This window comes from Streptomyces sp. XY006, from assembly GCF_002237655.1.
Classification (GTDB): Bacteria; Actinomycetota; Actinomycetes; order Streptomycetales; family Streptomycetaceae; genus Streptomyces; species Streptomyces levis.
Genome location: NZ_NOKT01000009.1, coordinates 79,792 through 105,728 on the forward strand (window position 1 = coordinate 79,792; position 25,937 = coordinate 105,728).

A 25,937-nucleotide genomic window follows, 5' to 3' on the forward strand; every position below is an offset into this window, starting at 1 on the left:
ACGCCATGGCCATCTACCTCACCAAGGAGAGCAAGGTCCTCGTCCAGGGCATGACCGGCGGCGAAGGCATGAAGCACACCCGGCGGATGCTCGCGGCCGGCACGAACGTCGTCGGCGGCGTCAACCCGCGCAAGGCCGGCCGCACCGTCGACTTCGACGACCGCGCCGTGCCCGTCTTCGGCTCGGTCGCCGACGGCATGCGCGCCACCGGCGCGGACGTCACCGTCGTCTTCGTCCCGCCCGCCTTCGCCAAGGCCGCCGTGACCGAGGCCGCCGACGCCGGGATCGGGCTCGCGGTCGTCATCACCGAGGGCATCCCCGTGCACGACTCCGTCGCCTTCACCGCGTACGCCCGGCAGCAGGGCACGCGCGTCATCGGCCCCAACTGCCCGGGCCTGATCACGCCGGGCCAGTCCAACGCGGGCATCATCCCGGCCGACATCACCAAACCGGGCCGTATCGGACTGGTCTCCAAGTCGGGCACGCTGACCTACCAGCTCATGTACGAGCTGCGCGACATCGGCTTCTCGACGTGCGTCGGCATCGGCGGCGACCCGGTGGTGGGCACCACCCACATCGACTGCCTCGCCGCGTTCCAGGACGACCCCGACACCGAACTGATCGTCCTCATCGGCGAGATCGGCGGCGACGCGGAGGAACGGGCGGCGGCGTACATCCGCGAGCACGTCACCAAGCCCGTCGTCGGCTACATCGCCGGGTTCACCGCGCCCGAGGGCAGGACGATGGGGCACGCGGGCGCGATCGTCTCGGGCTCCGCCGGTACGGCACAGGCGAAGAAGGAGGCGCTGGAGGCGGTCGGGGTGCGGGTGGGCAGCACACCGACCGAGACCGCGAAGCTGGTGCTCGCACTGCTGGAAGACCGACAGCGAGCCGTCTGAACCCGGGCTCGCGGCGGGCCGTCTGAACCCGGGCCTGCGGGGTCGTCCTGGCCCGGGGCTGCGACGGCCGTCTGAACCCGGGCCCCGGGCCCGCGGCGGCCTGAGCCCGGGCGTGCGACGGCTGTTCGAGCCAGGGGCTGCGGCGACCACCGGAGCCCGAGCCCGCGGCGGTCGTCCCAGCCCAGACCCGCGGCGGTCGTCCCAGCCCGGGCCTGCGGCGGCCGTCCGAGTCCGGACCCGCGGCGGTCGTCCGAGTCCAGGTCCTCTGTGAGCTGTTCAGAGCCGTCCGCGTCATACACGGGCGGGCCGTTCAGGGCCCGCCTTTCCGCCCCCGACCGTGCACCGAGAGCGGAGCAACCGCATGGCACCCACCCTCACCCTCAAATCCGGCACGTCCTGGCCCGACGCCTGGCAGCGGTGTCTCGCCGTCGCCCCCGAGGCCTTCCGGGACGACCGGGTCCTCAACCTCTGGAACGGCGGCTGGCAGCCCGACGGCCGGGTCCTGCCCGCCGTCAGCCCGGTCGACGGCAGCCCGATCGCCGGCCCGCCGCGCCTGGACGGGGCCACCGCCCAGCGGGCCGTGCGCGCCGCCCTGGACCAGCACCGGGCCTGGCGGCACGTCCCGCTGGAGGAACGCCGGGCCCGTGTCGCGGCCACCCTCGACGCCCTCACCGAACACCGCACGCTGCTCGCGCTCCTGCTCGTCTGGGAGATCGGCAAGCCCTGGCGGCTCGCCCAGGCGGACGTCGACCGGGCGATCGACGGGGTCCGCTGGTACGTCGACGGCATCGACCCGATGCTCACCGGCCGGGCCCCGCTGGACGGGCCGGTGTCCAACATCGCCAGCTGGAACTACCCGATGAGCGTGCTCGTTCACGCAGTGCTGGTGCAGGCACTGGCGGGCAACGCGGTCATCGCCAAGACCCCGACCGACGGCGGCGTCGCCTGTCTCACCCTGGCCTGCGCGCTGGCCGCCCGCGAGGGGATTCCCGTGACCCTCGTCAGCGGCAGCGGAGGCGAGCTGTCGGAGGCGCTCGTACGGGCGCCCGAGATCGGCTGCGTCTCCTTCGTCGGCGGTCGCGACACCGGCGCCGCGGTCGCCACGACCCTCGCCGACCTCGGCAAACGCCATGTACTCGAACAGGAGGGACTCAACACCTGGGGCATCTGGAACCACTCGGACTGGGACGCGCTCACCGCGGTGATCCCCAAGCTCTTCGACTACGGCAAGCAGCGTTGTACGGCGTATCCGCGCTTCGTCGTCCAACGGCAGCTGTTCGACGCGTTCCTGGCGGCGTACCTCCCGGCGGTGCGCGCGCTCAGGGTCGGGCATCCGCTCGCCGTCGAGGACCCCGGCGACCCCTGCCCGGAGCTGGACTTCGGGCCGGTGATCAACGCGGCCAAGGCGAAGGAACTGCAGGACCAGGTCGCCGAGGCGGTCGAGCGCGGGGCGGTGCCGCTGTACCGCGGCAGCCCGGACGACGCGCGCTTCCTGCCCGGGCAGGACACCTCCGCCTACGTCCAGCCCGTCACGCTCCTCAACCCGCCGCGCTCCTCCCCGCTGCACCACGCGGAGCCGTTCGGCCCGGTCGACACGATCGTCCTGGTCGACACGGAGGCGGAGCTGCTGGCCGCGATGAACGCCTCCAACGGGGCGTTGGTGGCCACGCTGTCCACGGATGACCGGGCCACCTACGAGCGGCTCGCCCCGCAGATCCGCGCCTTCAAGGTCGGCCACGGCACGCCCCGCTCCCGCGGCGACCGCGACGAGCTGTTCGGCGGGCTCGGCGCGTCGTGGCGCGGCGCGTTCGTGGGCGGTGAACTCCTGGTGCGCGCGGTGACGCGGGGGCCGGCGGGGGAGAGGCTGCCGGGGAACTTCCCGGAGTACCAGCTGCTGCCATGAGAGGGGGAGGGCGGTGTCCGGCGCCGGGCACCCCGCGCGCAGCCCCGAGGGGGGCCGGCGCCGGACGCCGCCGCGAGTCCCCCCGGTAGGACCGGGTGCCCTCAGCCGATGCCCTGCCGGTCCGGGTGCAGGGCGAAGGCGCGGTCCGCCGGGCTCGGGGCCGTGTGGGCGATCTCCTGCCGGAGCAGTTCGCGGTGGCGCAGGAGCGGCTGCTGCCGTTCCCGCGGCGTGAGCAGGAGCAGGTCGTCCAGCCCGGCCAGCATGCGCCGCGTCACCTGCGGACTGTCCGCGGCGCAGTTCCGCACCTCGGTGAACCCGAGATCCACCAGCTCGGTCCACCCCGGCACGGGCTGCACCAGCCGCACCGCACCGCCCCGGTCCCGGTGCAGGGCGGCGTCCAGCGGATACCGGCTCAGCGCCGCGAGGAACTGCACGATGCGGTCCAGCGCATGGACGGCGGTCGTCGGATCGTTGATCGCGGACGACAGGGCGCGCAGCGCGATGTCGGCCAACTGCCGCAGCCCGAAGCCGAGATCCTGGTGGTAGGTCCGCTCCACCCCCACCGACACGGTGCGGCGCAGCGCCGTGCGCGGTGGGGCGGCCCCGCCGTGGACCGCCAGCACCGGCGTACCCGGCACCACGAAGTCCCCGATCCGCGGGATCAGCCGCAGCACGACCCCGTGCTTGTGCGCCACCCGCACCAGCCGCGCGATGTGCACGTCCCGCAGCACCCCGGCCCGGCCCTCGTGCGGCACCCACGCGGTCACGGGACCCAGGTCGGGCGCCTCGTGCCCGCCCGCCGGTGCGGGCAACGACGCGACCACCCGGAAGGACTCCGTCGCGATCCGCGCGATCACGTGGCTGATCCGCATCAGCCGCAGGGTGGCGTTCACGTACAGCACGAACAGCAGCAGGCTCAGCGCCACCATGCACAGCGTGAGGACGGACTGCACCAGCGGCAGCGACGTCACGGCACGCGGGTCGCCGGCGCTGTCGAAGGAGGTGAGCACCAGCAGCGACAGCACGAACGTGGCCAGGAACACCGCGAAGGTCGCCTTGGTGATCCGGCTGCGGACGAAGAGCCGCACCACACGCGGGGTGAACTGCCCGCTCGCCATCTGCACGGCCACCAGCGAGATGCTGAAGACCACCCCGATGAAGGTCATCATCGCCGAGCCGACCGCGTTCACCACGGCCTTCGCGTCCTCCGCGAACCGCAGCAGCTCGTCGAGCGTGTCGTAGTCCCCCTCCTCCTGCAGCGCTTCCACGACGGCCGTGTCGAGCGCCTGTGCCCCCAGCCACACCAGGAAGACGGCGACCATCGCTGCTGTGGGGGCGAACCAGAACGTGTCCCTCAGATGCTCCCCGAGCGGTGACAGGGCGCGCGGGCGGCGCCCCGCGCGAGGGCTCTGCGTCACCATCCAGTCACTCATGGTGCGACCCTAGAGGCAACGGGCCGCGAGGTCCGGGACCCCCGCCCGGCGGACGGAAACGCAGGTGAAGGGCACTCCGAAACCTTGGTATTGTTGTGCCTGTCGCCGCGGGGAACACCCCTGGCAGGGCGACGGACACCGGTCCGGGTGGCGGAATGGCAGACGCGCTAGCTTGAGGTGCTAGTGCCCTTTATCGGGCGTGGGGGTTCAAGTCCCCCCTCGGACACTGGCAGAAAAGGGTGCCGACCAGTTCATGGTCGGCACCCTTTCTCGTGCCCCCGGGCACGCGTTGCGGCCACGCGTCACGTGCCCGATCCGTCACGCAGGGTCAGGGTCAGTGGCAGGGGCATGGGGCCGTGGCTCCCCGGCGCTCTTCCGGGGATCCCTCTCAGCCCCGGTACCCCCGCAGCTTGCGGTACAGCGTCGCCCGGCCTATCCCCAGCGCCGCCGCCGCGCGTGCCTTGTTGCCGCCGTGGCGGCGCAACGCCTCCAGGATCGTGGTGCGTTCGGCGTGTTCCATCGGGCTGAGGGGGCGTGCGGCCGGGCCTTCGCGGACGGCGTCCGGCAGTTCCGCCCGGCGCACCGGGCCGGACATCCGCCGGTGCTCCGCCACGGCCCGTACGACGTGGGCGAGTTCGGTGACGTTGCCGGGCCACGGGTACTGCTCCAGCGCCTGCAGGGCGTCCAGGGTCCAGGTCAGCGGCGGCCGGCCCGGCGCCGGCCGTGGGGCGAGGGCCGGCAGCAGCTCGCGCAGGTCCTCGGCGCGTTCCCGCAGGGGAGGCAGGGTCACCGTCCGGGCCGACAGCATGTCCAGCAGGCGCTGCAGGCAGGGGCCGGCCGGGGCGCCGGGCGTGTAGGTGACCAGCAGTGGGGTGTCCGGGCGCGCGTCGAGCAGGGAGTTCAGCGCGGCCACGCCGGGCTGTGCGAGGCGCTCGGCGTGCCGGAGCAGCAGCGGTCTGCCGGTCTGCCGTGCGCGCAGAGCGTGTTCGAGTCCGGGGTCCTGAGCGGCGTCCGCCTCCTGGACCGGACCCGGCCCCAGCAGCTCGCGGGCCAGGGCGGACTTGCCCGTGCCCCGCTCCCCGGCCAGCAGCAGCGGCTCCGGGGAGCGTGCCAGCTCCACCGCGCGCCCCACGGCATGCCGCCAGGGAAGCGAGGAGCCGGTCAGGGCGACCGCCGCCGCCGGCGGGTCCGGCACCACGGGCGCCTGATCACCGAGCGGTTCCAGCACGGCCACGATTCCCACCACGGTGCCGTCCAGGCGCAGCGGGGTGACCTGCGCGGTGCAACCGGCTCCTTCCGGCAACGGCAACGGCAACGACAATGCCAACGGCGTCAGTGTCGGCGTCGGCGTCGGTGTCGGCGTCAGCGTCGGCGTGGGTGTCGGCGTCGACATCGGCAGCGCCACCGGCACCGGCAGCGGCGACGGCCCCGTGCCCGACGCCGTGGTACGCCCGGACGGCCCCTCGGGTTCCTCCGCCGGGCCAGAGACTTCGGCGCGTCGCGCGTGCACCGCCGTACGCTCCAGTGCGTCGAGCACCTCCGGCGTGAGCAGCCGTTGCGCGGCCTCGTTGATCAGCCGGCTGTGGCCGTCGAGGGCGGCCACGGCCCGGTCCCTGCCCCGTGAGGCCCGCAGATACGCGTCCAGCAGTGCCTGCTCGGCCCGGCCCGAGCGCGCCCGCAGTTCCGTCTCGATCGCCGCGGCGGCGGCCTCGGCGAGGGCGGCCCGGGAGTGTGGGGCGCGCGTGGCGCACAGGTGTGCGGCCACGGTCAGTGTGCCGAGGACCTGGCCGCTGTCCGGGGAGAGCACCGGGACGCTGACGGCCGAGACGTCCTGCCACCGGTCCAGGAAGTGCTCCGGGCCGTGCACCTCGGCCCGGCGGCGGGTGCGCAGGGCCAGGGCGGCGCTGTTGTGGCCGACCTCCTGCTCCGCCAGCACGGGGCACGGTGCGACCCCGGGCACCCGCCCCGCCGTCCACAGCACGCGCAGCCGCTCGTCGGTCAGCACCAGCAGCGCGTCCGCGTCCAGGGCGGGGACGATCCGGTCCAGCACCGGCCGGGCCGCGGTGAGCAGCGCCGACTCGGCGGGGCGTTCCGCGCACGCCGCCGGCGCGTTCAGGTTGTGCGGCACGCCGAAGAACCGGGCGCGCCGCCACGCCGCGACGACCTCCTCCGGTACGCCCCCGGGCAGCGGTTCCCCCGACAGGAACCGCTCGCGGGCGAGGCGCAGCGAGGGCAGGGCGGGGGTGGGGGAAGGATCTGTGGTGGTCACGGCACGGCCCACCGTAGCGCGTTCGGTTGAACGGGCAACAACCGCGGTGCTCCTCAGGCCCGTTCACGGACCCGGCAGGCCCGTTCACGGACCCGGCGGCGTGTCTCGTAATGAGACACCCGCGCTCCCCCGAACCCCTCCAGGATCGTGACCGTCCGATGTCCCCCGACCCGCCTCGCAGGAGCACCCCGTGTCCACCGTCGTCGAGACCGACGTCCTCATCGTGGGCAGCGGCCCGGCCGGTGCCGCGGCCGCGCTCGCCCTGAGCACCTACGGCGTGCCCCACATCGTCGTCACCCGCTACGCGCACCTCGCCGACACCCCCCGCGCGCACATCACCAACCAGCGCACGATGGAGGTGCTGCGCGACCTCGGAGTGGAGCAGGAGGTCGTCGCCCGGGCGACCCCGCAGCACCTGATGGGCAATACGACGTTCTGCACCAGCCTGGCCGGCGAGGAACTGGGCCGGGTGCGCTCCTGGGGCACCGACCCGCTCTCCCGGGCCGAGCACGAGCTCGCCAGCCCCACCCGCATGTGCGACATGCCGCAGCACCTCATGGAGCCGGTCCTGGTCGACGCGGCCGTCGCCCGCGGCACCCGGCTGCGCTACGAGACCGAGTACCTCTCCCACACGCAGGACGCCGACGGCGTCACGGCCACCGTCCGCGACCGGCTGCGCGGGGACACCTATGAGATCCGCGCCCGGTACCTGATCGGCGCCGACGGCGGACGGTCGAAGGTCGCCGAGGACGCCGGCCTGCCGATGGGCGGCCGGATGGGCGTGGCCGGCAGCATCAACATCGTCTTCGAGGCGGACCTGACGCGGTACACCGCCCACCGGCCCTCCACCCTCTACTGGGTCCTCGCCCCCGGCGCCACGGTCGGCGGCATCGGCGCGGGCCTGGTGCGCTGCGTACGGCCCTGGAACGAATGGCTGATCGTCTGGGGCTACGACGTCAGCGCGGGCGCCCCGGACCTGACCACGGAGTACGCCGAGTCGATCGTCCGCAAGCTCGTCGGCGACGACGAGATACCCGTGAAGATCACCTCGTCCTCGGCGTGGACCGTCAACGAGCGGTACGCCGAGACGTACGCGAACGGCCGCGTCTTCTGCGCCGGCGACGCCGTGCACCGCCACCCGCCGTCCAACGGCCTCGGCTCCAACACCTCGATCCAGGACGCCCACAACCTCGCCTGGAAGCTCAAGCTCGTCCTGGACGGCACCGCCCACCCCAGGCTGCTCGACTCCTACAGCGCCGAACGCGCCCCGGTCGGGCGGCAGGTCGTCACCCGTGCCAACCGGTCCATCCGCGAGACCGCCCCCGTCTTCGAGGCCCTCGACGGGCTCGCCCCGCAGACCCCCGAACAACTGTGGGCCAACATCGACGCCCGCAAGGACGCCACCGAGGCCGCCGAGAAGCAGCGTGCCGCACTGCGGGAGGCGATCGCGTTCAAGGTGTACGAGTTCGACGCGCACGGCGTGGACCTCAACCAGCGCTACACCTCCGGCGCGATCGTCCCCGACGGCACGCCCGACCCCGGCTTCGCCCGCGACCCCGAGCTGTACCACCAGCCCTCCTCCCGCCCCGGCGCCCGGCTCCCGCACGCCTGGATCACCTCCGGCTCCCGCACGCTGTCCACCCTCGACACCGTCGGCCGGGGCCGCTTCACGCTGCTCACCGGCATCGGGGGAGAGGCCTGGCTGCGGGCGGCCGAGCGGCAGGACGTCGAGATCGCCACGGTGGTGATCGGCCCGGGGCAGGAGTACGAGGACCCGTACGGCGACTGGGCGCGGCTGCGGGAGATCCCGGACGCTGGCGCGCTCCTCGTCCGGCCGGACGGCTTCGTCGCCTTCCGGCACCCGGACGCCGCCCGCACCAACGCCGGGGAGCTGCTCACGGACGCGCTGCGGCGGATCCTGGGACACGCCTGAGCACGCGCCATGATGGAGAAGACGGACGTCGACGACGAGGAGCCGGCATGACCACGGACGCGACCGGGACACAGGTCACCGAGCAGGCCGTGGACAGCCTCCGGGCGACCGCCGACCCGCGGCTGCGCGAGCTGCTCACCGCCCTCGTCCGCCATCTGCACGACTTCGCCCGCGAGACCCGGCTCACCCAGGGCGAGTGGGAACGGGCGATCGCCTTCCTGACCGCCACCGGGCAGGCCTGCACCGACACCCGGCAGGAGTTCATCCTGCTGTCGGACGTACTGGGCCTGTCCATGCTGGTGGAGACCCTCCACGGCCACCACACCCCCGGGGCCACCGAGTCGACCGTGCTCGGCCCGTTCCACCTGACCGAGTCGCCGGTCCGGGAACTCGGCGACGACATCGACCTCGTGGGCGGCGGCGAGCCGTGCGTGGTCAGCGGCCGGGTGCGCTCCGCCGACGGCACCCCGCTGCCCGGAGCCGCCGTCGACGTCTGGCAGGCCGACGACCAGGGCTATTACGACGTCCAGCAGCCGGGCGTCCAGCCCGCCGGCAACGGACGCGGACTGTTCACCGCCGACGCCGAGGGCCGCTTCTGGTTCCGCACCTGCGTGCCGGCGCCGTATCCGATCCCCACCGACGGGCCGGTCGGCGGGCTGCTGCGCGCGACCGGCCGGCACCCCTACCGCCCCGCGCACATCCACTTCATCGCCTCCGCGGCCGGCCACACGCCGGTCACCACGCACATCTTCGTGGCCGGCGGCGACTACCTGGACTCCGACGCGGTCTTCGCCGTCAAGGAGAGCCTCGTGCAGGACTTCGCCGAGACGGACGACCCGTCCCTGGCCCGGGAGTTCGGCGTGCCGAACCCCTTCCGGCACGCCCGCTTCGACCTCGTCCTGGAGCCCGCCCCATGACCTTCCAGGACGAGTTCACGTACGAGACGCGGCCCGTGCGGGTCGTGTTCCGGCCCGGCTCGGCCGTCACCGCCACCCCGGACGAGGCGGCCCGGCTCGGCCTCGGACGGCTGCTCGTGGTGTGCGGCAGCCGCGGCGAGCGGGTCGCCCGTACGGTCGCCGAGGCGCTCGGCGACCGCTGCGCCGGAGTGCACGCCGAGGCGCGGATGCACGTGCCCGTCGAGGACGCCGACCGGGCCGTCGCGGCCGTGCGGGCGGCCGGGGCGGACGGCTGCGTCGCGGTCGGCGGCGGCTCCGCCATCGGGCTCGGCAAGGCGATCGCCCTGCGCACCGGGCTGCCGCTGATCGCCGTCCCGTCGACCTACTCCGGCTCCGAGATGACCCCGGTCTGGGGCCTGACCGAGCACGGCGCCAAACGCACCGGCCGCGACCCGGCCGTGCAGCCCCGCAGCGTCGTCTACGACCCCCGGCTCACCCTCTCCCTGCCCGTGGCGCTGACCGTGACCAGCGGCGTCAACGCGCTCGCGCACGCCGTGGAGGCGCTGTACGCCCCCGACGTCTCACCGCTGGTCTCCGCCATGGCCGAGGAGGGCGTGCGGGAGATGGCCGGCGCGCTGCCCCGGCTGGCCGCGGACCCGCGGGACCTCGACGCGCGCAGCCGGGCGCTGTACGGGGCCTGGCTGTGCGGCGCCTGCCTCGGCGCGACCACCATGGGGCTGCACCACAAGCTGTGCCATGTGCTCGGCGGCACCTTCGGACTGCCGCACGCCGAGACGCACACGGTCGTCCTCCCGTACGCCCTCGCCTACAACGCCCCTGCGGTTCCACGGGCGTTGACCGTGCTGCGCCGGGCGCTCGGCGCCGACGACGTGCCACGGGCCCTGTGGGAGCTGGCCGGAGGCCTCGGCGCACCCCGCTCCCTGGCCCGACTCGGCCTGACGGAGGGCGATCTGACCCCGGCGGCGGAGCGGGTGGCGGGCGAGCCGTACGCCAACCCGCGGGAGGTGACGGCGGAGGGGGTGCGCGGTGTGCTGCGCGCGGCCTACGAGGGAGGCCCGCCCGGCTCCGGCCCGGCTCGGGGCGGAGGCTGACGCGGCCACGGGCACGGTCATGGTCATGGTTGCGGTCGCTGTCGCTGTCGCGGACAGAAGGTGACCGCAAGCCTTTCTACGGTCGGGGCATGACCCAGACGCAGCAGATCCTTGTCACCGGCGCCACCGGAACCGTCGGCCGTCAGGTCGTCGCCGAACTCCTCGCGCGGGGCCACCGCGTACGTGCCCTCACCCGCGACGCCGCGAAGGCCGCGCTCCCGGACGGGGTGGAGGTAGTCGAGGGCGACCTGACCGAGCCGGACGGACTGGCACCGGCCCTGGAGGGCGTGACCGGCCTGCACCTGATCACGTTCGGCGGGGCCGCGTTCACCCCGCTGGAGACCGGTCCGCGGATCCTGGAACTGGCCCACGCGGCCGGTGTCGGCCGCGTCACCGTGCTGCACGGCGGCGGGCCGACCCCGCTGGAGGACGCGGTGCGCGCCGACGACGCCCTGGACTGGACGGTGCTCATGCCGGTCGAGTTCATGGCGAACGCCCTGGAGTGGGCGGACGGGATCAGGGCAGCGGGCGAGGTGCGCGAGCCGTTCGTGTCCCGGCTCAGCGCCATGGTCCACGAGGGCGACATCGGCGCCGTCGCCGCGGTCGCGCTGACCGAGGAGGGCCACGCCGGCCAGGAGTACGTGATCACCGGCCCCGAGGTGCTCACCGTCGACGACAAGGTGCGCATCCTCGCCGCCGCCGTGGGCCGGGAGATCGCCCTGGTCGAGCTGACCGAGGAGGAGGCCGTCGCGCAGTGGCGGGCCGCGTATCTGCCGGAGGACGTGATCGGCTTCCTGCTCGAGGCGTACGGCAACACGCCCGAGGTGGGCCGCACCGTCTCCGGCACCGTCGAGAAGGTCACCGGCCGCCCGGCGCGCACCTTCGGGCAGTGGGCCGCCGAACACGCCGGCGCCTTCCGGTGACGGCCGTGAGTGTCTCGTATTGAGACACCCGCGCGCCGCCCAGGCGCATCAAGATCGACAGGGGGGGTGTGACCGCAGCAAGGTGCGGCCTTCGGCGAGCGCTGCGTCGCCGCCGGGCGGCCGCACACCCCGAAGAAAGGTGAACCACATGGCCCTCGCACTGCTCCGGCGCCGGTGGCTCAAAGGCACCTCCGCCGCAGCGGCGGGCCTCGCCGTCCCCCTCCCGAACGGTGCCGGTGCCGTCGCCCGCGAGGTCGTCGACCCGATGGGCGCGCCCCTGGCGGGCGCGGACGTCACCGTCACCGCCCTGGACACCCACCGGGTGGCCGCCCGTGGCACGACCGACCCGTACGGCTACTTCCTCGCGGCCCTGCCGCCCGCCCGGTACAGCCTGCTGATCTCGGCGGAGGGCCTGCGGCCGCACCGCGAGACGATCGAGATCGCGCCCGACGCCTCGACGCCCACCGAGCGGGTCTGGCTGCAGCCGGCCGAGGCCCTCCAGCTGCCGGCCCCCGGCACCTGGCTCTTCGACCCGCCGCACACCGCGATCCGGTTCATCGCCAAGCACGTCGGAATGGCCCATGTGCACGGCCGTTTCGAGCGCTTCGACGGCGGCATCCAAGTCGCCCAGGACATGGCCGACTCGCGGGTGCGGGTCCGCATCGACGCCGGCAGCATCACCACCGGCAACACCACGCGCGACAACCACCTGCGCTCCGCCGACTTCCTGGACGTCGAACGCTTCCCGTACATCGACTTCACGAGCACGCGCTTCGCCTACCGCGGCGGCAGCAAGTGGTCGCTGCTGGGCACCCTCACGATGCACGGCGTCAGCCGCTCGGTGTCGCTGGACACGACCTACCTGGGCACGGTGAACGGCGGCTACGGCCAGGAACTGCGCTGCGCGGCCCTCGCCACGGCCGAACTGCACCGCGAGGACTACACGTTGAACTGGCGCTCGATGCTGGCCCGCGGCATCGCCGTGGTCGGCCCGACCGTACAACTGGAACTGGACGTCCAGGCGATGTACCGCACCCACGACACCCCGACCCCGCCGGAATAGGCGTTTCGACTCGGCGTGGCGTGACGGAGGGCCCGCACGGGAGCACCGGGCGGGCGCCTCGTCGCGAGTAGTCATAGCGCTGTAGTCATAGCGCCGCACTTCTGATCAAATCGCGACCTTGCAGACAAGTCGCCACCGCACGACCCTTTCAAGGTCACCAGTGACCGCAAGGGGGGAAGCGTGCCGTTCGGCATGGGAAACCGGGTTCGGCTTCAGCAAGTCATCGACCAGCTTGGGAAGCTCGCCACCGACCTTGCCGCCGTCAAGCAGCAGGTAGCCGACCAGCAGCACATCATCGACCAGATCCGCCAAGACACCAGCGCCGCCATGACCAGCGGACCTCTCGCCGGCATCGGCAGTGAACTCGTCGCCATCCGCGGAGCCATCACACAACTCGACAACCGACTCCAGGCCGAGGCCGTGGCCGTCAGCCCGTCGGAGACCCCGACGGACACGGCAAGCCCGGAGCCCGAGGCCAAGAGGCCACAGGCAGCACCGGATCCGGAACCGGCCGAACTCGCGCCTCAGTCGGTCAGCGAACCGGGCATCGTTCCGGAGCCCGACAAGGAAACCCTTCAGGCCGCGGCCGGTATCTCCGCCGCCACCCTCCACGCCCACCGCGACACCTGGGAATTCCTCGTCAAGCACGCCGGCACCGACCAGCACTTCCACCTCCCGGCCGGCGTCCAGGACACAGAGGGCACGATCCTTGTCAGGGTTTCCGGGCCCAGCCTCGTCGCCGCCCTGACCAGCCTCCACCGGGTCAGCCACACCGCCGCCGACCCGGGCACTCGCGCTATCGCCGCCCACCTCCACGAGCGACTCACCAAGACCGTGCAAGAGATCCGCACTCGCCGCCACCGCGGCAACGGAGCCGACCCGGTCCGCATCGTCATCGACGACCGTCCCGCGGCGAACAGCATGGACGACAGCGCGCAGTGACACCACGGAGCCCTCGGCCGCTGAAGTGGACGGGGGCTCCGGCAAAAGAATAGGGTTGGCGGCGTCGGTCGCACCGGCTCAGGTCACGCCGGAATAATTCCTGGCGCCGTCCTTTCCCGTCTCCCTACACTCACGCATGTATCCGCCCCGCCCACGACCCGGGCGGTGCGTCGGCGTGACGAATGAGGGGAGACGGCCGTGCGTGATCACAGCGCTGCCGCCGTCGCCCTCCCGCGCTACGAGGTGATCCTCGTGTCTTCGTCCCTCCGGTGCGCGCTGCGCGGCGGCACCGGCTGACCGGGACGAACTCCAGGCATCGCTTGTTTATCTGACTTGCCGTCGGGTCTGCCTGACCGCTCTTTCGCTTTCCCGGTAATCGCGCCGCCCCTTTCCCGATCGCATCGAAAGGCCCCGGGCCGTGCGTATCACCCAGAACTCGCTCGCCGTCGTCCGCAATCTCGGCATCCTCGCCCATGTCGACGCCGGCAAGACCACCGTCACCGAACGGATCCTGTTCGCCACCGGAACCACGCACAAGCGCGGCGAGGTGCACGACGGTACGACCGTCACGGACTTCGACCCGCAGGAGCGCGACCGCGGGATCACCATCTTCGCCGCGGCCGTGAGCTGCGCCTGGGACGGTCACCGGATCAACCTCATCGACACCCCCGGGCACGTCGACTTCGCCGACGAGGTGGAGCGCGCGCTGCGTGTGCTCGACGGCGCCGTCGCCGTGTTCGACGCGGTGGCCGGGGTGGAGCCGCAGAGCGAGTCGGTGTGGCGGCAGGCGGACCGGCACGGCGTGCCGAGAATCGCGTTCGTCAACAAGATGGACCGGGCCGGCGCCGACCTCGACGCGGCCGTGGCGTCCATCCGGGAGCGGCTGCACCCGGCGCCGCTGCCCGTCCAGCTGCCGATCGGCGCGGAGGACGCCTTCACCGGCGTCGTCGACCTCGTCCGCATGCGCGCGCTGCTGTGGAGCGACGGGGACACGCCGGACGACCTGCCGGTGCCGGACGGACTGCGGGACGAGGCCCTCGCCCGCCGCCGGGCCCTGGAGGAGGCGGTGGCGGAGCTGCACCCGGGCGCCCTGGAGGAGTTCTGCGCCACGGGGGCGCTCGCGGAGCGGACTCTCGCTGCCGCGCTCGGGGACCTGACCCGCAGCGGGGACGGCGTGGTCGTGCTGTGCGGCTCCGCCTACCGCAACCGCGGGATCGAACCGCTGCTCGACGCCGTCGTGGCGTGGCTGCCGTCGCCGCTGGACGCCGAGCCGGTGCGCGGCACCCACGCCGGTGCCGAGCAGCGGCGGCCCGCCGATCCGGCGGCGCCGCCGGTCGCCCTCGCGTTCAAGGTGCAGGCCACCGCGACCGGCCGGCTGACGTATCTGCGGATCTACTCGGGGACGATCGGAAAGGGGGACACGCTGTGGGACGCGACCGCGGGCCGCACCGAGCGGATCGGCCGGATCCTGCGCGTGCAGGCCGACCGGCACGCACCGCTGGAGCGCGCCGTCGCCGGGGACATCGTCGCCGTCGTCGGGCTGAAGTCCGCCCGTGCCGGTTCGACCCTGTGTGCCCCGGACGCGCCGGTGCTGCTGGAGCCGCCCGGGGTGCCCGAGCCGGTGGTGTCGGTCGCCGTCGAGGCCCGCCGGGCCGGCGACACCGAGCGGCTGGCGTCGGGGCTGGCGCGACTGGCCGAGGAGGACCCCTCGCTGCTCGCGCGCACCGACCCGGAGACCGGGCAGACCGTGCTGTCCGGCATGGGGGAGCTGCACCTGGAGGTGGCGGTGGAGAAGCTCCGCCGTGACCTCGCCCTGGAGGTCACCGTCGGCCGTCCCCGGGTGAGTCACCGCGAGACCGTCGGCCGGGGCGTGACCGGACTGGTGTACCGGCACGTCAAACAGGACGGCGGTGCCGGGCAGTTCGCCCATGTCGTGCTCGACGTGGAGCCGTACGACGGTGGCTTCGCGTTCCGCTCGGCCGTGGTCGGCGGGCGCGTGCCGCAGGAGTACGTGCGGGCGGTCGAGGCCGGCTGCCGGGACGCACTCGCCGAGGGGCCGCTCGGCGGGCACCCGGTGACCGGTCTGCGCGTCACGCTCACCGACGGGGCGACCCACGTGAAGGACTCGTCTGACACGGCGTTCCGCACGGCCGGCCGGCTCGGACTGCGGGAGGCCCTGCGCGGCTGCGCGATGGTCCTGCTGGAGCCGGTCGCCGAGGTCACCGTCACGGTGTCGGAGGACGCGGTCGGCGGTGTGCTCGGCGACCTCGCCGCCCGGCGCGGGCGGGTGTCCGGCTCGGTCACCCGGGCGGGTGTCGCGGTCGTCACCGCGACCGTGCCGCTGGCCGAACTGTTCGGCTGGGCGACCCGGTTGCGCAGCCGCACGCAGGGCCGCGGCACGTTCACGACCCGGCCCGCCGGCTACGCGCCGGCACCGGCGCCCACGGCCGTGCGGTAGGGCCCGGGCCGGCCTCTTCCCTCCGAGCGGAGGGAAGAGGCCGGCCCGTACCAGGGGATGCCCCCCGTTCCTGCGGACGCCGGTCCGTTCCTGCGGGTGGTGCCAGTGGGGACCCGTTCTCGCGGGTGGTGCCGGCCGGGACCCGTTTCTACGGGTGGTGCCGGTGGGGACCCGTTCTCACGGGTGGTGCCGGTCGGTTCCTACACCTGCCGGCCCGTCCCACAGGCACCCGCCCGTTCCACAGGCACCCGCCCGTTCCACAGGCATCCGCCCGTTCCCCCAGCCGCCCGCCCGTCCCTACGGGTACGACACGATCGTCGACGGCACGGTCGACGTCCCCGACGTCGGCGCCCCCGTGTCGTTGATGACCCGCTCGTACTGCCCGTTGCCGCCCAGCGACACCACGAGCAGGTCGTGGAAGCGCACCCCGGGCCGGTTCGGCGCGGCGAAGCCGTGGTGCTGCACGATGGTCGGGTCGACGTTGTAGTAGCAGTAGCTGCCCAGGCCCCAGCCCTCGTGGCTGGTCACGTTGTCCCCGACCCGGTAGGCCGCGTAGCCCTTGATCGAACCGTTCTGGATCGCGGCCTGGTTGGGTGCGTCGTACGCCTTCTCGTTCTGGAAGAAGATCGTGCGGCCCCGCTCGCCGAACCACTGCACGTCGTACTTGTTGAAGTGCTCCACGAACAGGCCGGTCGCCAGCACGTCGTGGCCGTTGACGACGACGCCGTAGTCGGCCCGGTTGGTCTCCCAGCCGACGCCGTCGCCGTGGTCGGCGCGCCAGACCCAGGTGTGGTCGACGATGGTGTGGCGGCTGTTGACGACCATGCTGGTCGTGGCCTTGCCGGGGCCGGCCCCGCCGATGCGGATGAACACGTCCTGGACGGTGGTCGGGTCGGCCGAGTGGTCCCGGGAGGCGCCGGCCGGGCCGATCTCCAGCAGGGTCGGGGAGTTGACCGGCCCGGCGTCGATGAGGAACCCGGCCAGCCGGACGCCGTCGACGTCGGCGACCCTGAGCGCCGCGACGCCGTTGTCGGGGATGAGCGTCGCGTAGCCGAGGCCCAGCACCACCGTGCCCGCGCGGTCGACCCGGATGGGCCGGTCCAGGTGGTAGATGCCCGGCGTCAGCAGCAGGTGCAGGCCCTCGGCCAGGGCCTGGTTGAGCGTGGCGGCCGAGACGCCCGGCTTGGCGACGTAGAAGCGGGTCAGCGGCAGGGAGGTGCCGCGCGGGGTGCCGCTGCCCCAGGTGACGCCCCGGGCGTTGGTCCGCTTCTCCGGCAGGAAGACCCGGTACTCGTTGCCGCTGAGGTACAGGAACGGCTTCTCGCGCGAGACGGGCGTGGTGGTCAGCGTGGTGTACGGCGGGTTCGGGAAGCCCTGCGCGGGAGCGCCCTCGACGCCCGAGAACACCATGTTCCACACGCCGTTGAGCCAGCCGCCGATCGCGCTGTCCCGGGTGTACCACTGCTGCTGCGAGTAGGGCTGCACCTGGCCGTCGATCCGGCTGTCGGCGATGTAGCCGCCGCTGGACCAGCCGTACCCGGTCGGGGCGAGGTTGAGGTTGCCGCGGACGTGCATCCGGCGGAACGGGGCCGCCTGGGAGACCGCCCAGCGGTTGGTGCCGTTGACCGGGACGACGGCCAGGTTCTCCGCCGAACGCCAGAAGTTCTGGGTGGCGTTGCCGTTGAACCAGCCCGCGTCGACCGTGATGTCGCCGTTGATGGTGGTGTCGTCCGGGGAGAGGCCGAGACCGGAGATGGAGGTGTAGAAGCCGATCTGCGCGTTGAGGCCGTGGTAGGTGCCGGGCTTGAACAGCAGCTGGTAGCGGCCGGTGCCGAACTGGGCCGACTCCTGCTGCCGGAAGATCTCGTCCAGTCTGCCCTGGATGTTCGGCGTGGAGGGGTCGAAGACGACGACGTTGGGGCCGAGGTCGCCGCCGCCGGGCAGGGCCCGGGGCCGCTTGCGGACGGGCTGCCTGCCCTCGGCCGGGGCGGCCGAGGCCGTGCCGGGCAGGCCGGCGAGCACGGTGGCCGCCGCGGCGGCGCCGAGTACGGCCCGGCGGCCGGGGGAGGGCAGGCCGGACGAGGGGGAGTCAGTGGGCATGGGGCGGCTCTCCTGGTTCAGGAAGTGAACGGTGTGGGGTGCGGGGAGCGCTCTCTCGCCGCTGAATAGTTCATGCGTGGAACAGATGCGTCAAGGGGTGCGGCGAGAGTTCGGAGAGTGCGTCGAAACCCTTGACGTGTCCGCCTTCCACGGATTAACTCACGTCCTAAATTAAGCCATGACGGCTCCCTCCCGGCGGGGGAGCACGGTCTGGGGGGCGAACTCCCGTCCTCCCGGAAGGGACACGAGCAGCATGCGCAGTACCCGAGCCGCGGCAGCCGGCGCCGTCACCCTGTCACTCGTCCTCGCGGCCTCGGCCTGCGGAGGTGGCTCCGCCACCGGCGGCGGGTCCGACGACTCGCCCAAGACGCTGACGTACTGGGCCTCCAACCAGGGCGCCAGCATCGAGATCGACAAGAAGGTCCTCCAGCCCGAACTCGACAAGTTCGAGAAGCAGACCGGGATCAAGGTGAAGCTGGAGGTCGTGCCCTGGTCGGACCTGCTCAACCGGATCCTCACCGCCACCACCTCCGGACAGGGCCCGGACGTGCTGAACATCGGCAACACCTGGAGCGCCTCGCTCCAGGCCACGGGCGCCCTGCTGCCCTGGGACGCGAAGAACTTCGACAAGATCGGCGGCAGGGACCGCTTCGTCGACTCGGCGCTCGGCTCCACCGGCGCCCAGGGCGAGGACCCGGCCGCGGTGCCGCTGTACTCGATGGCGTACGCGCTCTACTACAACAAGAAGATGTTCGCCGAGGCGGGCGTCTCCAAGCCCCCGGCCACCTGGGACGAGCTGGTCGCGACCGGGAAGAAGGTCTCCAAGGACGGCAAGTGGGGCCTGGGGGCCGAGGGTTCGAACGCGTCCGAGAACATCCACCACGCCTATGTCTTCGCCAAGCAGCACGGCGCCGACTTCTTCACCGCCGACGGCAAGCCGGACTTCACGGGTGACGCGACGGTCGCCGCGGTCAAGCAGTACGTCGACCTGATGGCCAAGGACAAGGTCATCGCGCCCGGCAACGCCGAGTACGCGCAGAACCAGTCGGTCAGCGACTTCGCCAAGGGCAAGACGGCGATGCTGCTGTGGCAGTCCGCCTCCGCCAACCTCAAGTCCCAGGGCATGAGCGAGGACGACTACGGCGTCGCGCCCGTGCCCGTCCAGTCCGGCACCCCCGGCACCGGCAAGCAGGTCAACTCGATGGTGGCGGGCATCAACCTCGCCGTCTTCAAGAACACCGACAACCTCGACGGCGCCACCAAGTTCGTGAAGTTCATGACCAGCGACGACGAGCAGAAGATCCTCAACAAGGCCTACAGCTCGATCCCGCCGGTCAAGACCGCCCAGTCGGACGCCGCGTTCGCCAGCCCGGCCAACGCCGTCCTGAAGGACACCCTCGCCCAGAGCGCCGTCGCGCTGCCGCAGGTCGCCGACGAGTCACAGTTCGAGACGGCCGTCGGCACGGCGATCAAGGACCTGTTCGCCGACGCGGCCGCCGGACGCGCGGTCACCACCGCCTCGGTCAAGGCGGCCCTGGAGAAGGCCCAGCAGCAGATGCCGGCGGCCTGAACGACATGACCACCACGGTTGAAGCCGGCACGCCGCCGGTCCGCAAGAGCCCGTCCGGTGCGGCGCGCGGCCCCCGCCGCCGCACCGGACGGATCCACCGCGTCGGCCTGCCCTACCTGCTGCTCCTGCCCGCGCTGCTGCTCGAACTCCTCGTCCACCTGGTGCCGATGGTGATCGGCGTCGTGATGAGCTTCAAGGAGCTCACGCAGTTCTACATCCGCGACTGGGGCACCGCCCCCTGGGCCGCGCTGGACAACTACAAGGTGTCGGTGGACTTCGACGCCCCCGTCGGCGAGGCGCTGCTGCACTCCTTCCTCGTCACCGTCGCCTTCACGCTGCTGTCGGTCGGCCTGTGCTGGCTGATCGGCACGGCCGCGGCGGTCTTCATGCAGGACACCTTCCGGGGCCGCGGCCTGCTGCGGGCGCTGTTCCTCGTGCCGTACGCCCTGCCGGTCTACGCGGCCGTCATCACCTGGGTGTTCATGTTCCAGCACGACAACGGCCTGGTGAACCACGTCCTGCACGACCAGCTCGGCCTCACCGACAAGCCGTCCTTCTGGCTCATCGGCGACAACAGCTTCATCGCGCTGCTGACGGTGTCGGTCTGGAAGGGCTGGCCGTTCGCCTTCCTCATCGTCATGGCCGGACTGCAGAACATCCCGCGCGAGCTGTACGAGGCGGCGGCGCTGGACGGCGCCGGGGTGTGGCAGCAGATCCGCCGCATCACCCTGCCGTCGCTGCGCCCGGTCAACCAGGTGCTGGTCCTCGTGCTGTTCCTGTGGACGTTCAACGACTTCAACACGCCGTACGTGCTGTTCGGCAGGACCGCGCCGGCGGCGGCCGACCTGATCTCGGTGCACATCTACCAGGCGTCGTTCGTCACCTGGAACTTCGGCACGGGCTCGGCGATGTCGGTGCTCCTGCTGCTGTTCCTGCTGCTGGTGACCGGCGTGTACCTGGTGCTGACCTCGCGCGGACGGAGGGCCGCCTCATGAGTTCACCCCTGGCCCCGCCCCGGTCCTTCCTGTGGTCCCGGCGGATCTTCCTGACGCTGCTGACGGGCTTCGTGCTGCTGCCGGTCTACGTCATGGTGTCCAGCTCGCTCAAGCCGCTCGCGGACGTCACCGGCAAGTTCCGCTGGCTGCCGACCGAGCTCACCATCCGCCCGTACATCGACATCTGGTCGACGGTCCCGCTGGCGCGCTACTTCCTCAACTCCCTGATCGTGGCCGGCGCGGCGACGGTCTGCTCGGTGGTGATCGCGGTCTTCGCGGCGTACGCGGTGAGCCGCTACGACTTCCGCGGCAAGCGCGTCTTCACGGTGACCGTGCTGTCGACACAGATGTTCCCCGGCATCCTCTTCCTGCTGCCGCTGTTCCTCATCTACGTCAACATCGGCAACGCCACCGGCATCGCCCTGTTCGGCTCGCGCGGCGGTCTGATCCTCACCTACCTCACCTTCTCGCTGCCGTTCTCCATCTGGATGCTGATCGGCTACTTCGACTCGGTGCCGCGCGACCTGGACGAGGCGGCGCTGGTCGACGGCTGCGGCCCGCTCGGCGCGCTGTTCCGGGTCGTGGTCCCGGCGGCCGTCCCCGGCATCGTCGCGGTGGCCGTCTACGCCTTCATGACCGCCTGGGGCGAGGTCCTGTTCGCCTCGGTGATGACCAACGACACCACCCGCACCCTGGCCGTCGGCCTCCAGGGCTACTCGACCCTCAACGACGTGTACTGGAACCAGATCATGGCCGCCTCGCTGGTGGTCAGCGTCCCCGTCGTCGCGGGCTTCCTGCTGCTCCAGCGCTATCTCGTCGCCGGCCTGACGGCAGGAGCCGTCAAGTGACCGACCCGTACGTTCCCGAGAGGACTTCCGTGACCATCGACTATGCCGCCCTCCCCGACGACTTCCTGTGGGGCACGGCCACTTCGGCGTACCAGATCGAGGGCGCCGTGGCGGAGGACGGCCGTGCGCCGTCGATCTGGGACACCTTCTCGCACACCCCCGGCAAGACCGCCGGCGGCGACCACGGCGACGTCGCCTGCGACCACTACCACCGCTGGCGCGAGGACATCGCCCTGATGCGGCAGCTCGGCGTGAACGCCTACCGCCTGTCCATCGCCTGGCCGCGCGTCGTCCCGGGCGGCGACGGCACCGTCAACCCCAAGGGCCTGGCCTTCTACGACGAGCTGATCGACGGCCTGCTGGAGGCCGGCATCACCCCGTCCGTCACCCTGTACCACTGGGACCTGCCGCAGGCGCTGCAGGACCGCGGCGGCTGGCCGGAGCGCGACACCGCCCTGGCGTTCGCGGACTACGCCTCGGTCGTCGCCGAGCGGCTCGGCGACCGCGTCAGCCACTGGGCCACCCTCAACGAGCCCCTGTGCTCGGCGTGGATCGGCCACCTCGAAGGCAAGATGGCCCCCGGCTGGACGGACCTGACCGCCGCCGTCCGCGCCTCCTACCACCTGCTGCTGGGGCACGGCCTCGCGGCCCGGGCGATCCGGGCGGCGGCCCCGGACGCCCAGGTGGGCATCGTCAACAACCTCTCCACCATCCACGCGGCCTCCGACCGCCCCGAGGACCTCGCGGCGGCCCGCCGCATGGACGGCCACACCAACCGCTGGTGGCTCGACCCGGTGCACGGCCGGGGCTTCCCGGAGGACATGCGCGAGGTCTACGGCGTCGAACTCCCCGAACAGGCCGGGGACTCGGCGGCCATCGCGGCCCCGCTGGACTGGCTGGGCCTGAACTACTACTTCCCGCAGACGGTGGCCGACGACCCCGAAGGTCCCGCCCCGTACGCCCGGGCCGTCCGCCGCGAGGGCGTCCCGCGCACCGGCATGGACTGGGAGATCGACGCGAGCGGCATCGAGACCCTGCTGCTCCGCCTCACGCACGACTACGGCGCGCGCCGGCTGTACGTGACGGAGAACGGCTCGGCCTTCCCCGACGTCGTCCGCCCCGACGGCACGATCGACGACCCCGAGCGGCAGGACTACCTCCTGCGGCACCTTGCGGCCTGCGCCTCCGCCGCCCGCCGGGGCGCCCCGCTGGCCGGCTACTTCGCCTGGTCCCTGCTGGACAACTTCGAGTGGGCGTACGGCTACGAGAAGCGGTTCGGCCTCGTCCACGTGGACTACGCGACGCAGCAGCGGACGATCAAGGGCACGGGCCACCGGTACGCCGAGGTCGTGCGCTCGCACCGCGGCCGGGCGCGCGAGGCCGCCTGACCCACCACGGCCGGGGTGGGCGCGGACGCGGGAGTCACGCCCACCCCGGCTCGCCGGCGGCGTCGGCGCGCCTTTCTGTATGTCAGGTACACGTCACACACCCGCACCCGTCATGAGCAGGACCGAACCGGAGGAGAGCCATGCCGTCCCGAACGTCCCGCACCCTCCTGACCGCACTCGCGGCCCTCACGCTGCTGACCGCCGGCCCCGCCTTCGCGGCCCCCGCCCCCGAGACGCGGGCAGCGGCCGCCGCCTGGGACACGGACCGCGCGGCGGCCGCCTACGCCGTGAACCCGGCCGCCGTCACGGCGTCCGGCAGCGAGAACCCCGACACGTCCCCCGGCCGCGCCTTCGACGGCAACGGCTCCACCCGCTGGTCCAGCGACTTTTCCGACACCGCCTGGCTCCGCGTCGACCTCGGCTCGACGATCCGCGTCGACCGGGTGGTCCTCGACTGGGAGGCCGCCTACGGCAAGCGCTACGTCCTGGAGGCGTCGAAGAACGGCACCGACTGGACGCCCTTCTTCACGGAGACCGCCGGCACCGGCGGCTCGGTCACGGCCCACACCTACCCGCAGGAGGTCACGGCCCGCTACGTCCGCCTGCGCGGCGTGGAACGGGCCACCGCCTGGGGCTACTCGCTGTGGTCGATGAGGATCTACGGCGGCGAACCGGCCCCCGCGTCCACCACCCGCACCAACCTCGCCCTCAACCACCCGGCCTACGCGAACTACTACCAGCACGCGGGCAACTCCCCGGCGTTCGTGACGGACGGCGGCCGACCGGCGGACCTGAAGGCCGACGTCAGCCGCTGGTCCAGCGACTGGAACGCGAACCGCTGGGTCTCCGTCGACCTCGGCGCGACCGCCACCATCGACACGGTCGACCTGTACTGGGAGGCGGCCTACGCCGTCGACTACGAACTCCAGGTGTCCGACGACAACCGCACCTGGCGCACGGTGTACCGCCCGTCGGCCGCCGAGGTCGCGACGCGCCGCGCGAACGTGAAGTCACCGGCGGAGGCCGTCGGCCTGCACGACTCCGTCCGGCCGCCCCAGCCGGTCACGGGCCGCTACGTCCGCATGCTCGGCAAGGAACGCCGCTCCTTCCACAACCCGGCCCCCGCCACCGCCCAGTTCGGCTACTCCCTCTACGAGTTCGAGGTCTGGGGCACGGGCGGCAGTGCGAGCGCCGCGTACCCGGCGCTCCCCGGCGAACAGTCCGGCACCTACCGCACCACGTTCTTCGACGACTTCACCACCCCCGCCCTGGACCGCGGCAAGTGGCGGGTGGTGCGCACCGGCACGGAGATGGGCTCGGTCAACGGCGAGGCACAGGCGTACGTCGACTCCACGGACACCGTCCGCACCGAGAACGGCGCCCTGGTGCTGTCGGCCAAGCACTGCAAGGGCTGCACCCAGGCGGGCGGCGGCACCTACGATTTCACCTCCGGCCGCATCGACACCCACACCCGGTTCGACTTCACCTACGGCAAGGTCAGCGCCCGCATGAAACTCCCGGTCGGCGACGGCTTCTGGCCGGCGTTCTGGCTCCTGGGCAGCGACGTGGACGACCCGTCGGTCGGCTGGCCCTCCTCGGGCGAGACGGACATCATGGAGAACGTCGGCTACGCCGACTGGACCAGCACCGCACTGCACGGCCCCGGCTACTCGGCGGACGGCAACATCGGCGCCCGCCAGGTGTACCCCGGGGGCGGCCGGGCGGACGAGTGGCACACGTACGCGGTCGAGTGGACCCCGACGACGATGCGCTTCTTCGTCGACGACCGCCTGGTTCAGGAGACGACCCGCAACAAGCTGGAATCCACCCGCGGCCAGTGGGTCTTCGGCCACAACCAGTACGTGATCCTCAACCTGGCCCTCGGCGGCGCCTACCCCGCAGGCTGGAACAAGGTGACGACCCCGTACTGGGGCCTGCCCCAGTCGAGCGTGGACCGCATCGCGGCCGGGGGAGTGCGGGCGGAGGTGGACTGGGTGCGGGTGGAACAGAAGGGCTGAAGCCCTGCCCGCGGGTTCGTTCTGAGGTCAGACCCGGTGGCAGCGTTGCCGAAGCTCGGCGATGACGGCCTTCTCGCGCGTGGTGAGGGGGCCGTCCACGGTGGCCACCCGTTCGGCTGCGTCGACGACGTCGCTCAGGTCACCCGGCTCGGCGTCCAGACGACGCCACACCTCGGCAGGATCGACGTCTACCAGATGTGCGAGTTGTTCATCCACAACCTCATGCTGCTCGCGGACCAGCCTCACCAGGTGTCGCATCAGCAACGCCTCGTCGTCAGCGATCTTGCGCTCCGCCCTGATGACGAGCCAGGCGACCCACAGCATCAACTGCGGGTGCCGGCTGCGCTTGGTGAGGCCCTCGGCCGTTTCGATGACCCGTGCCTCGTTCCGGAAGACGGCCTGAGCATGTCGACCGGCCAGCAGTGTGGTGTAGCGGTTCAGCACGACCGCGAGCGGGACGCCGACGACGGGGATCCCCACCTTGATGACATTGCGCTGCAGGAGGAACTTCCCGACGACGGGCAGCCCCTTCGCCGCGCTCAGAACCGCCTTGGAGTAGAAGCGCTTGATCACCGGCCGCACCAGAGCCGGCACCGCTTTGAGCACCCCTTCCCGGACCACTTCTCCGCTCTTGATGGTGAAGGACACGCGAATGAGCTTCCACATGTCCTCGGGATCGGAGACGTCGAGCGGGACCCGGTAGAGGACGGAGATGTCGTAGGCCAGGCGGAGCTGGAGCCGGGTGATGAACACGACGTCCACCATCATGGTCGCGACGGCGGCCGGAACGGTCGCTGCCGAGGCGCCGCCCAGACTCCCGAGGGTCGCGATGATGGCCGCCGAGTACGCACCGGCGGACAGCCCACCCTCGAGGGCGGCATAGCGGGCCGCCATCTTGATCCGCTGATCGACAATGGCATCCGCGGGTACACCCTCGTACCGTTCCTGGAAGTACTGCCAGTCGACCTTCTCGGTGTAGGAGTTCATGGCCTGAGCGATGAGCTTGGTGAACCAGTTCCCCGACTTGATGTCGTTCGCGCTCAGCCCTTTGACGAACTCCTTGATCTCCTCGCGCTCCTGCTCGACGACCTTGCGGTCGGCCTCGTCCTCACCATCGGCGTCGATCGGCGTCTCGATCACGGCTACCCCCCAGGCGCTTGCCACACGGCCAGGCCGCGAACATCGCG

General features: G+C 72.2%; 18 protein-coding genes and 1 tRNA gene. 15 read left to right on the forward strand and 4 right to left on the reverse strand.

Going from position 1 to position 25,937, the window contains the following annotated elements:
* The first annotated feature begins 5 nt into the window (after positions 1–5).
* The gene (gene sucD, locus CHR28_RS12560) at positions 6–899 is read left to right on the forward strand and encodes a succinate--CoA ligase subunit alpha (RefSeq protein WP_094053664.1); all 894 of its coding nucleotides are present in this window, start codon (positions 6–8) and stop codon (positions 897–899) included.
* Between the two features lie 361 nt (positions 900–1,260).
* A complete protein-coding gene (locus tag CHR28_RS12565) occupies positions 1,261–2,802 on the forward strand; it encodes an aldehyde dehydrogenase family protein (RefSeq protein ID WP_094053665.1) in 1,542 nt (513 codons plus the stop codon).
* A 101-nt stretch (positions 2,803–2,903) separates the two neighbouring features.
* Here the strand turns inward: CHR28_RS12565 and CHR28_RS12570 are convergent, their stop codons facing one another.
* Positions 2,904–4,235, reverse strand: a complete 1,332-nt coding sequence (locus CHR28_RS12570; RefSeq protein WP_094053666.1) for a DUF2254 domain-containing protein — start codon at positions 4,233–4,235, stop codon at positions 2,904–2,906.
* 141 nt (positions 4,236–4,376) lie between these two features.
* On the opposite strand from CHR28_RS12570, the gene CHR28_RS12575 reads away from it, so the two are divergent.
* Positions 4,377–4,461 (forward strand) — tRNA-Leu (locus CHR28_RS12575).
* A gap of 162 nt (positions 4,462–4,623) precedes the next feature.
* Here CHR28_RS12575 and CHR28_RS12580 read toward each other — a convergent pair.
* The gene (locus CHR28_RS12580) at positions 4,624–6,504 is read right to left on the reverse strand and encodes a helix-turn-helix domain-containing protein (protein ID WP_094053794.1); all 1,881 of its coding nucleotides are present in this window, start codon (positions 6,502–6,504) and stop codon (positions 4,624–4,626) included.
* 190 nt (positions 6,505–6,694) lie between these two features.
* Between CHR28_RS12580 and CHR28_RS12585 the strand changes: the two genes are divergently transcribed.
* From CHR28_RS12585 to fusA, 7 genes are all read left to right on the forward strand, one after another.
* Positions 6,695–8,437: an FAD-dependent oxidoreductase gene (locus CHR28_RS12585; RefSeq protein WP_094053667.1), complete on the forward strand. Its 1,743-nt coding sequence runs from the start codon at positions 6,695–6,697 to the stop codon at positions 8,435–8,437.
* A gap of 47 nt (positions 8,438–8,484) precedes the next feature.
* Positions 8,485–9,354, forward strand: a complete 870-nt coding sequence (locus CHR28_RS12590) for an intradiol ring-cleavage dioxygenase (protein ID WP_094053668.1) — start codon at positions 8,485–8,487, stop codon at positions 9,352–9,354.
* Positions 9,351–10,445, forward strand: coding sequence for a maleylacetate reductase (locus tag CHR28_RS12595; RefSeq protein ID WP_094053669.1), 1,095 nt, complete (start codon positions 9,351–9,353; stop codon positions 10,443–10,445). The genes CHR28_RS12590 and CHR28_RS12595 overlap by 4 nt, the downstream gene beginning before the upstream one ends.
* An 89-nt stretch (positions 10,446–10,534) precedes the next feature.
* Entirely contained in the window at positions 10,535–11,368 is an 834-nt protein-coding gene (locus CHR28_RS12600; RefSeq protein ID WP_094053670.1) for an NmrA family NAD(P)-binding protein, read from the forward strand.
* A gap of 148 nt (positions 11,369–11,516) precedes the next feature.
* Positions 11,517–12,431 carry a YceI family protein gene (locus tag CHR28_RS12605; RefSeq protein WP_094053671.1) on the forward strand — a complete coding sequence of 305 codons (915 nt, stop codon included), beginning with the start codon at positions 11,517–11,519 and terminating at the stop codon, positions 12,429–12,431.
* Positions 12,432–12,611: 180 nt separating this feature from the next.
* A complete protein-coding gene (locus CHR28_RS12610) occupies positions 12,612–13,373 on the forward strand; it encodes a hypothetical protein (protein WP_143655831.1) in 762 nt (253 codons plus the stop codon).
* 418 nt (positions 13,374–13,791) lie between these two features.
* Complete coding sequence (gene fusA / locus CHR28_RS12615) at positions 13,792–15,831, forward strand: elongation factor G (protein ID WP_179272411.1); 2,040 nt, start codon at positions 13,792–13,794, stop codon at positions 15,829–15,831.
* 297 nt (positions 15,832–16,128) lie between these two features.
* On the opposite strand, the gene CHR28_RS12620 is transcribed toward fusA, so the two are convergent.
* The gene (locus tag CHR28_RS12620) at positions 16,129–17,931 is read right to left on the reverse strand and encodes a coagulation factor 5/8 type domain-containing protein (protein ID WP_094053673.1); all 1,803 of its coding nucleotides are present in this window, start codon (positions 17,929–17,931) and stop codon (positions 16,129–16,131) included.
* Positions 17,932–18,184: 253 nt separating this feature from the next.
* Between CHR28_RS12620 and CHR28_RS12625 the strand changes: the two genes are divergently transcribed.
* From CHR28_RS12625 to CHR28_RS12645, 5 genes are all read left to right on the forward strand, one after another.
* A complete protein-coding gene (locus tag CHR28_RS12625; RefSeq protein ID WP_094053674.1) occupies positions 18,185–19,501 on the forward strand; it encodes an ABC transporter substrate-binding protein in 1,317 nt (438 codons plus the stop codon).
* Positions 19,502–19,506: 5 nt separating this feature from the next.
* Complete coding sequence (locus CHR28_RS12630; protein WP_094053675.1) at positions 19,507–20,496, forward strand: carbohydrate ABC transporter permease; 990 nt, start codon at positions 19,507–19,509, stop codon at positions 20,494–20,496.
* Between the two features lie 8 nt (positions 20,497–20,504).
* Positions 20,505–21,344 (forward strand): carbohydrate ABC transporter permease, encoded by an 840-nt coding sequence (locus CHR28_RS12635; protein ID WP_094053796.1) that lies wholly within the window; start codon positions 20,505–20,507, stop codon positions 21,342–21,344.
* Positions 21,345–21,373: 29 nt separating this feature from the next.
* Positions 21,374–22,732 carry a GH1 family beta-glucosidase gene (locus tag CHR28_RS12640; protein WP_094053797.1) on the forward strand — a complete coding sequence of 453 codons (1,359 nt, stop codon included), beginning with the start codon at positions 21,374–21,376 and terminating at the stop codon, positions 22,730–22,732.
* 140 nt (positions 22,733–22,872) lie between these two features.
* Complete coding sequence (locus CHR28_RS12645) at positions 22,873–24,750, forward strand: discoidin domain-containing protein (protein WP_094053676.1); 1,878 nt, start codon at positions 22,873–22,875, stop codon at positions 24,748–24,750.
* 27 nt (positions 24,751–24,777) lie between these two features.
* Here the strand turns inward: CHR28_RS12645 and CHR28_RS12650 are convergent, their stop codons facing one another.
* Positions 24,778–25,890, reverse strand: a complete 1,113-nt coding sequence (locus CHR28_RS12650; protein WP_094053677.1) for a hypothetical protein — start codon at positions 25,888–25,890, stop codon at positions 24,778–24,780.
* Between the last annotated feature and the right edge of the window lie 47 nt (positions 25,891–25,937).

Coding starts and splice junctions, on each gene's coding strand:
- sucD (WP_094053664.1), top strand. CDS start 6: ATGGCCATCTACCTCACCAAGGAGAGCAAGGTCCTCGTCCAGGGCATG.
- CHR28_RS12590 (WP_094053668.1), top strand. CDS start 8,485: ATGACCACGGACGCGACCGGGACACAGGTCACCGAGCAGGCCGTGGAC.
- CHR28_RS12565 (WP_094053665.1), top strand. CDS start 1,261: ATGGCACCCACCCTCACCCTCAAATCCGGCACGTCCTGGCCCGACGCC.
- CHR28_RS12645 (WP_094053676.1), top strand. CDS start 22,873: ATGCCGTCCCGAACGTCCCGCACCCTCCTGACCGCACTCGCGGCCCTC.
- CHR28_RS12625 (WP_094053674.1), top strand. CDS start 18,185: ATGCGCAGTACCCGAGCCGCGGCAGCCGGCGCCGTCACCCTGTCACTC.
- CHR28_RS12630 (WP_094053675.1), top strand. CDS start 19,507: ATGACCACCACGGTTGAAGCCGGCACGCCGCCGGTCCGCAAGAGCCCG.
- CHR28_RS12595 (WP_094053669.1), top strand. CDS start 9,351: ATGACCTTCCAGGACGAGTTCACGTACGAGACGCGGCCCGTGCGGGTC.
- CHR28_RS12600 (WP_094053670.1), top strand. CDS start 10,535: ATGACCCAGACGCAGCAGATCCTTGTCACCGGCGCCACCGGAACCGTC.
- CHR28_RS12605 (WP_094053671.1), top strand. CDS start 11,517: ATGGCCCTCGCACTGCTCCGGCGCCGGTGGCTCAAAGGCACCTCCGCC.
- CHR28_RS12570 (WP_094053666.1), bottom strand. CDS start 4,235: ATGAGTGACTGGATGGTGACGCAGAGCCCTCGCGCGGGGCGCCGCCCG.
- CHR28_RS12620 (WP_094053673.1), bottom strand. CDS start 17,931: ATGCCCACTGACTCCCCCTCGTCCGGCCTGCCCTCCCCCGGCCGCCGG.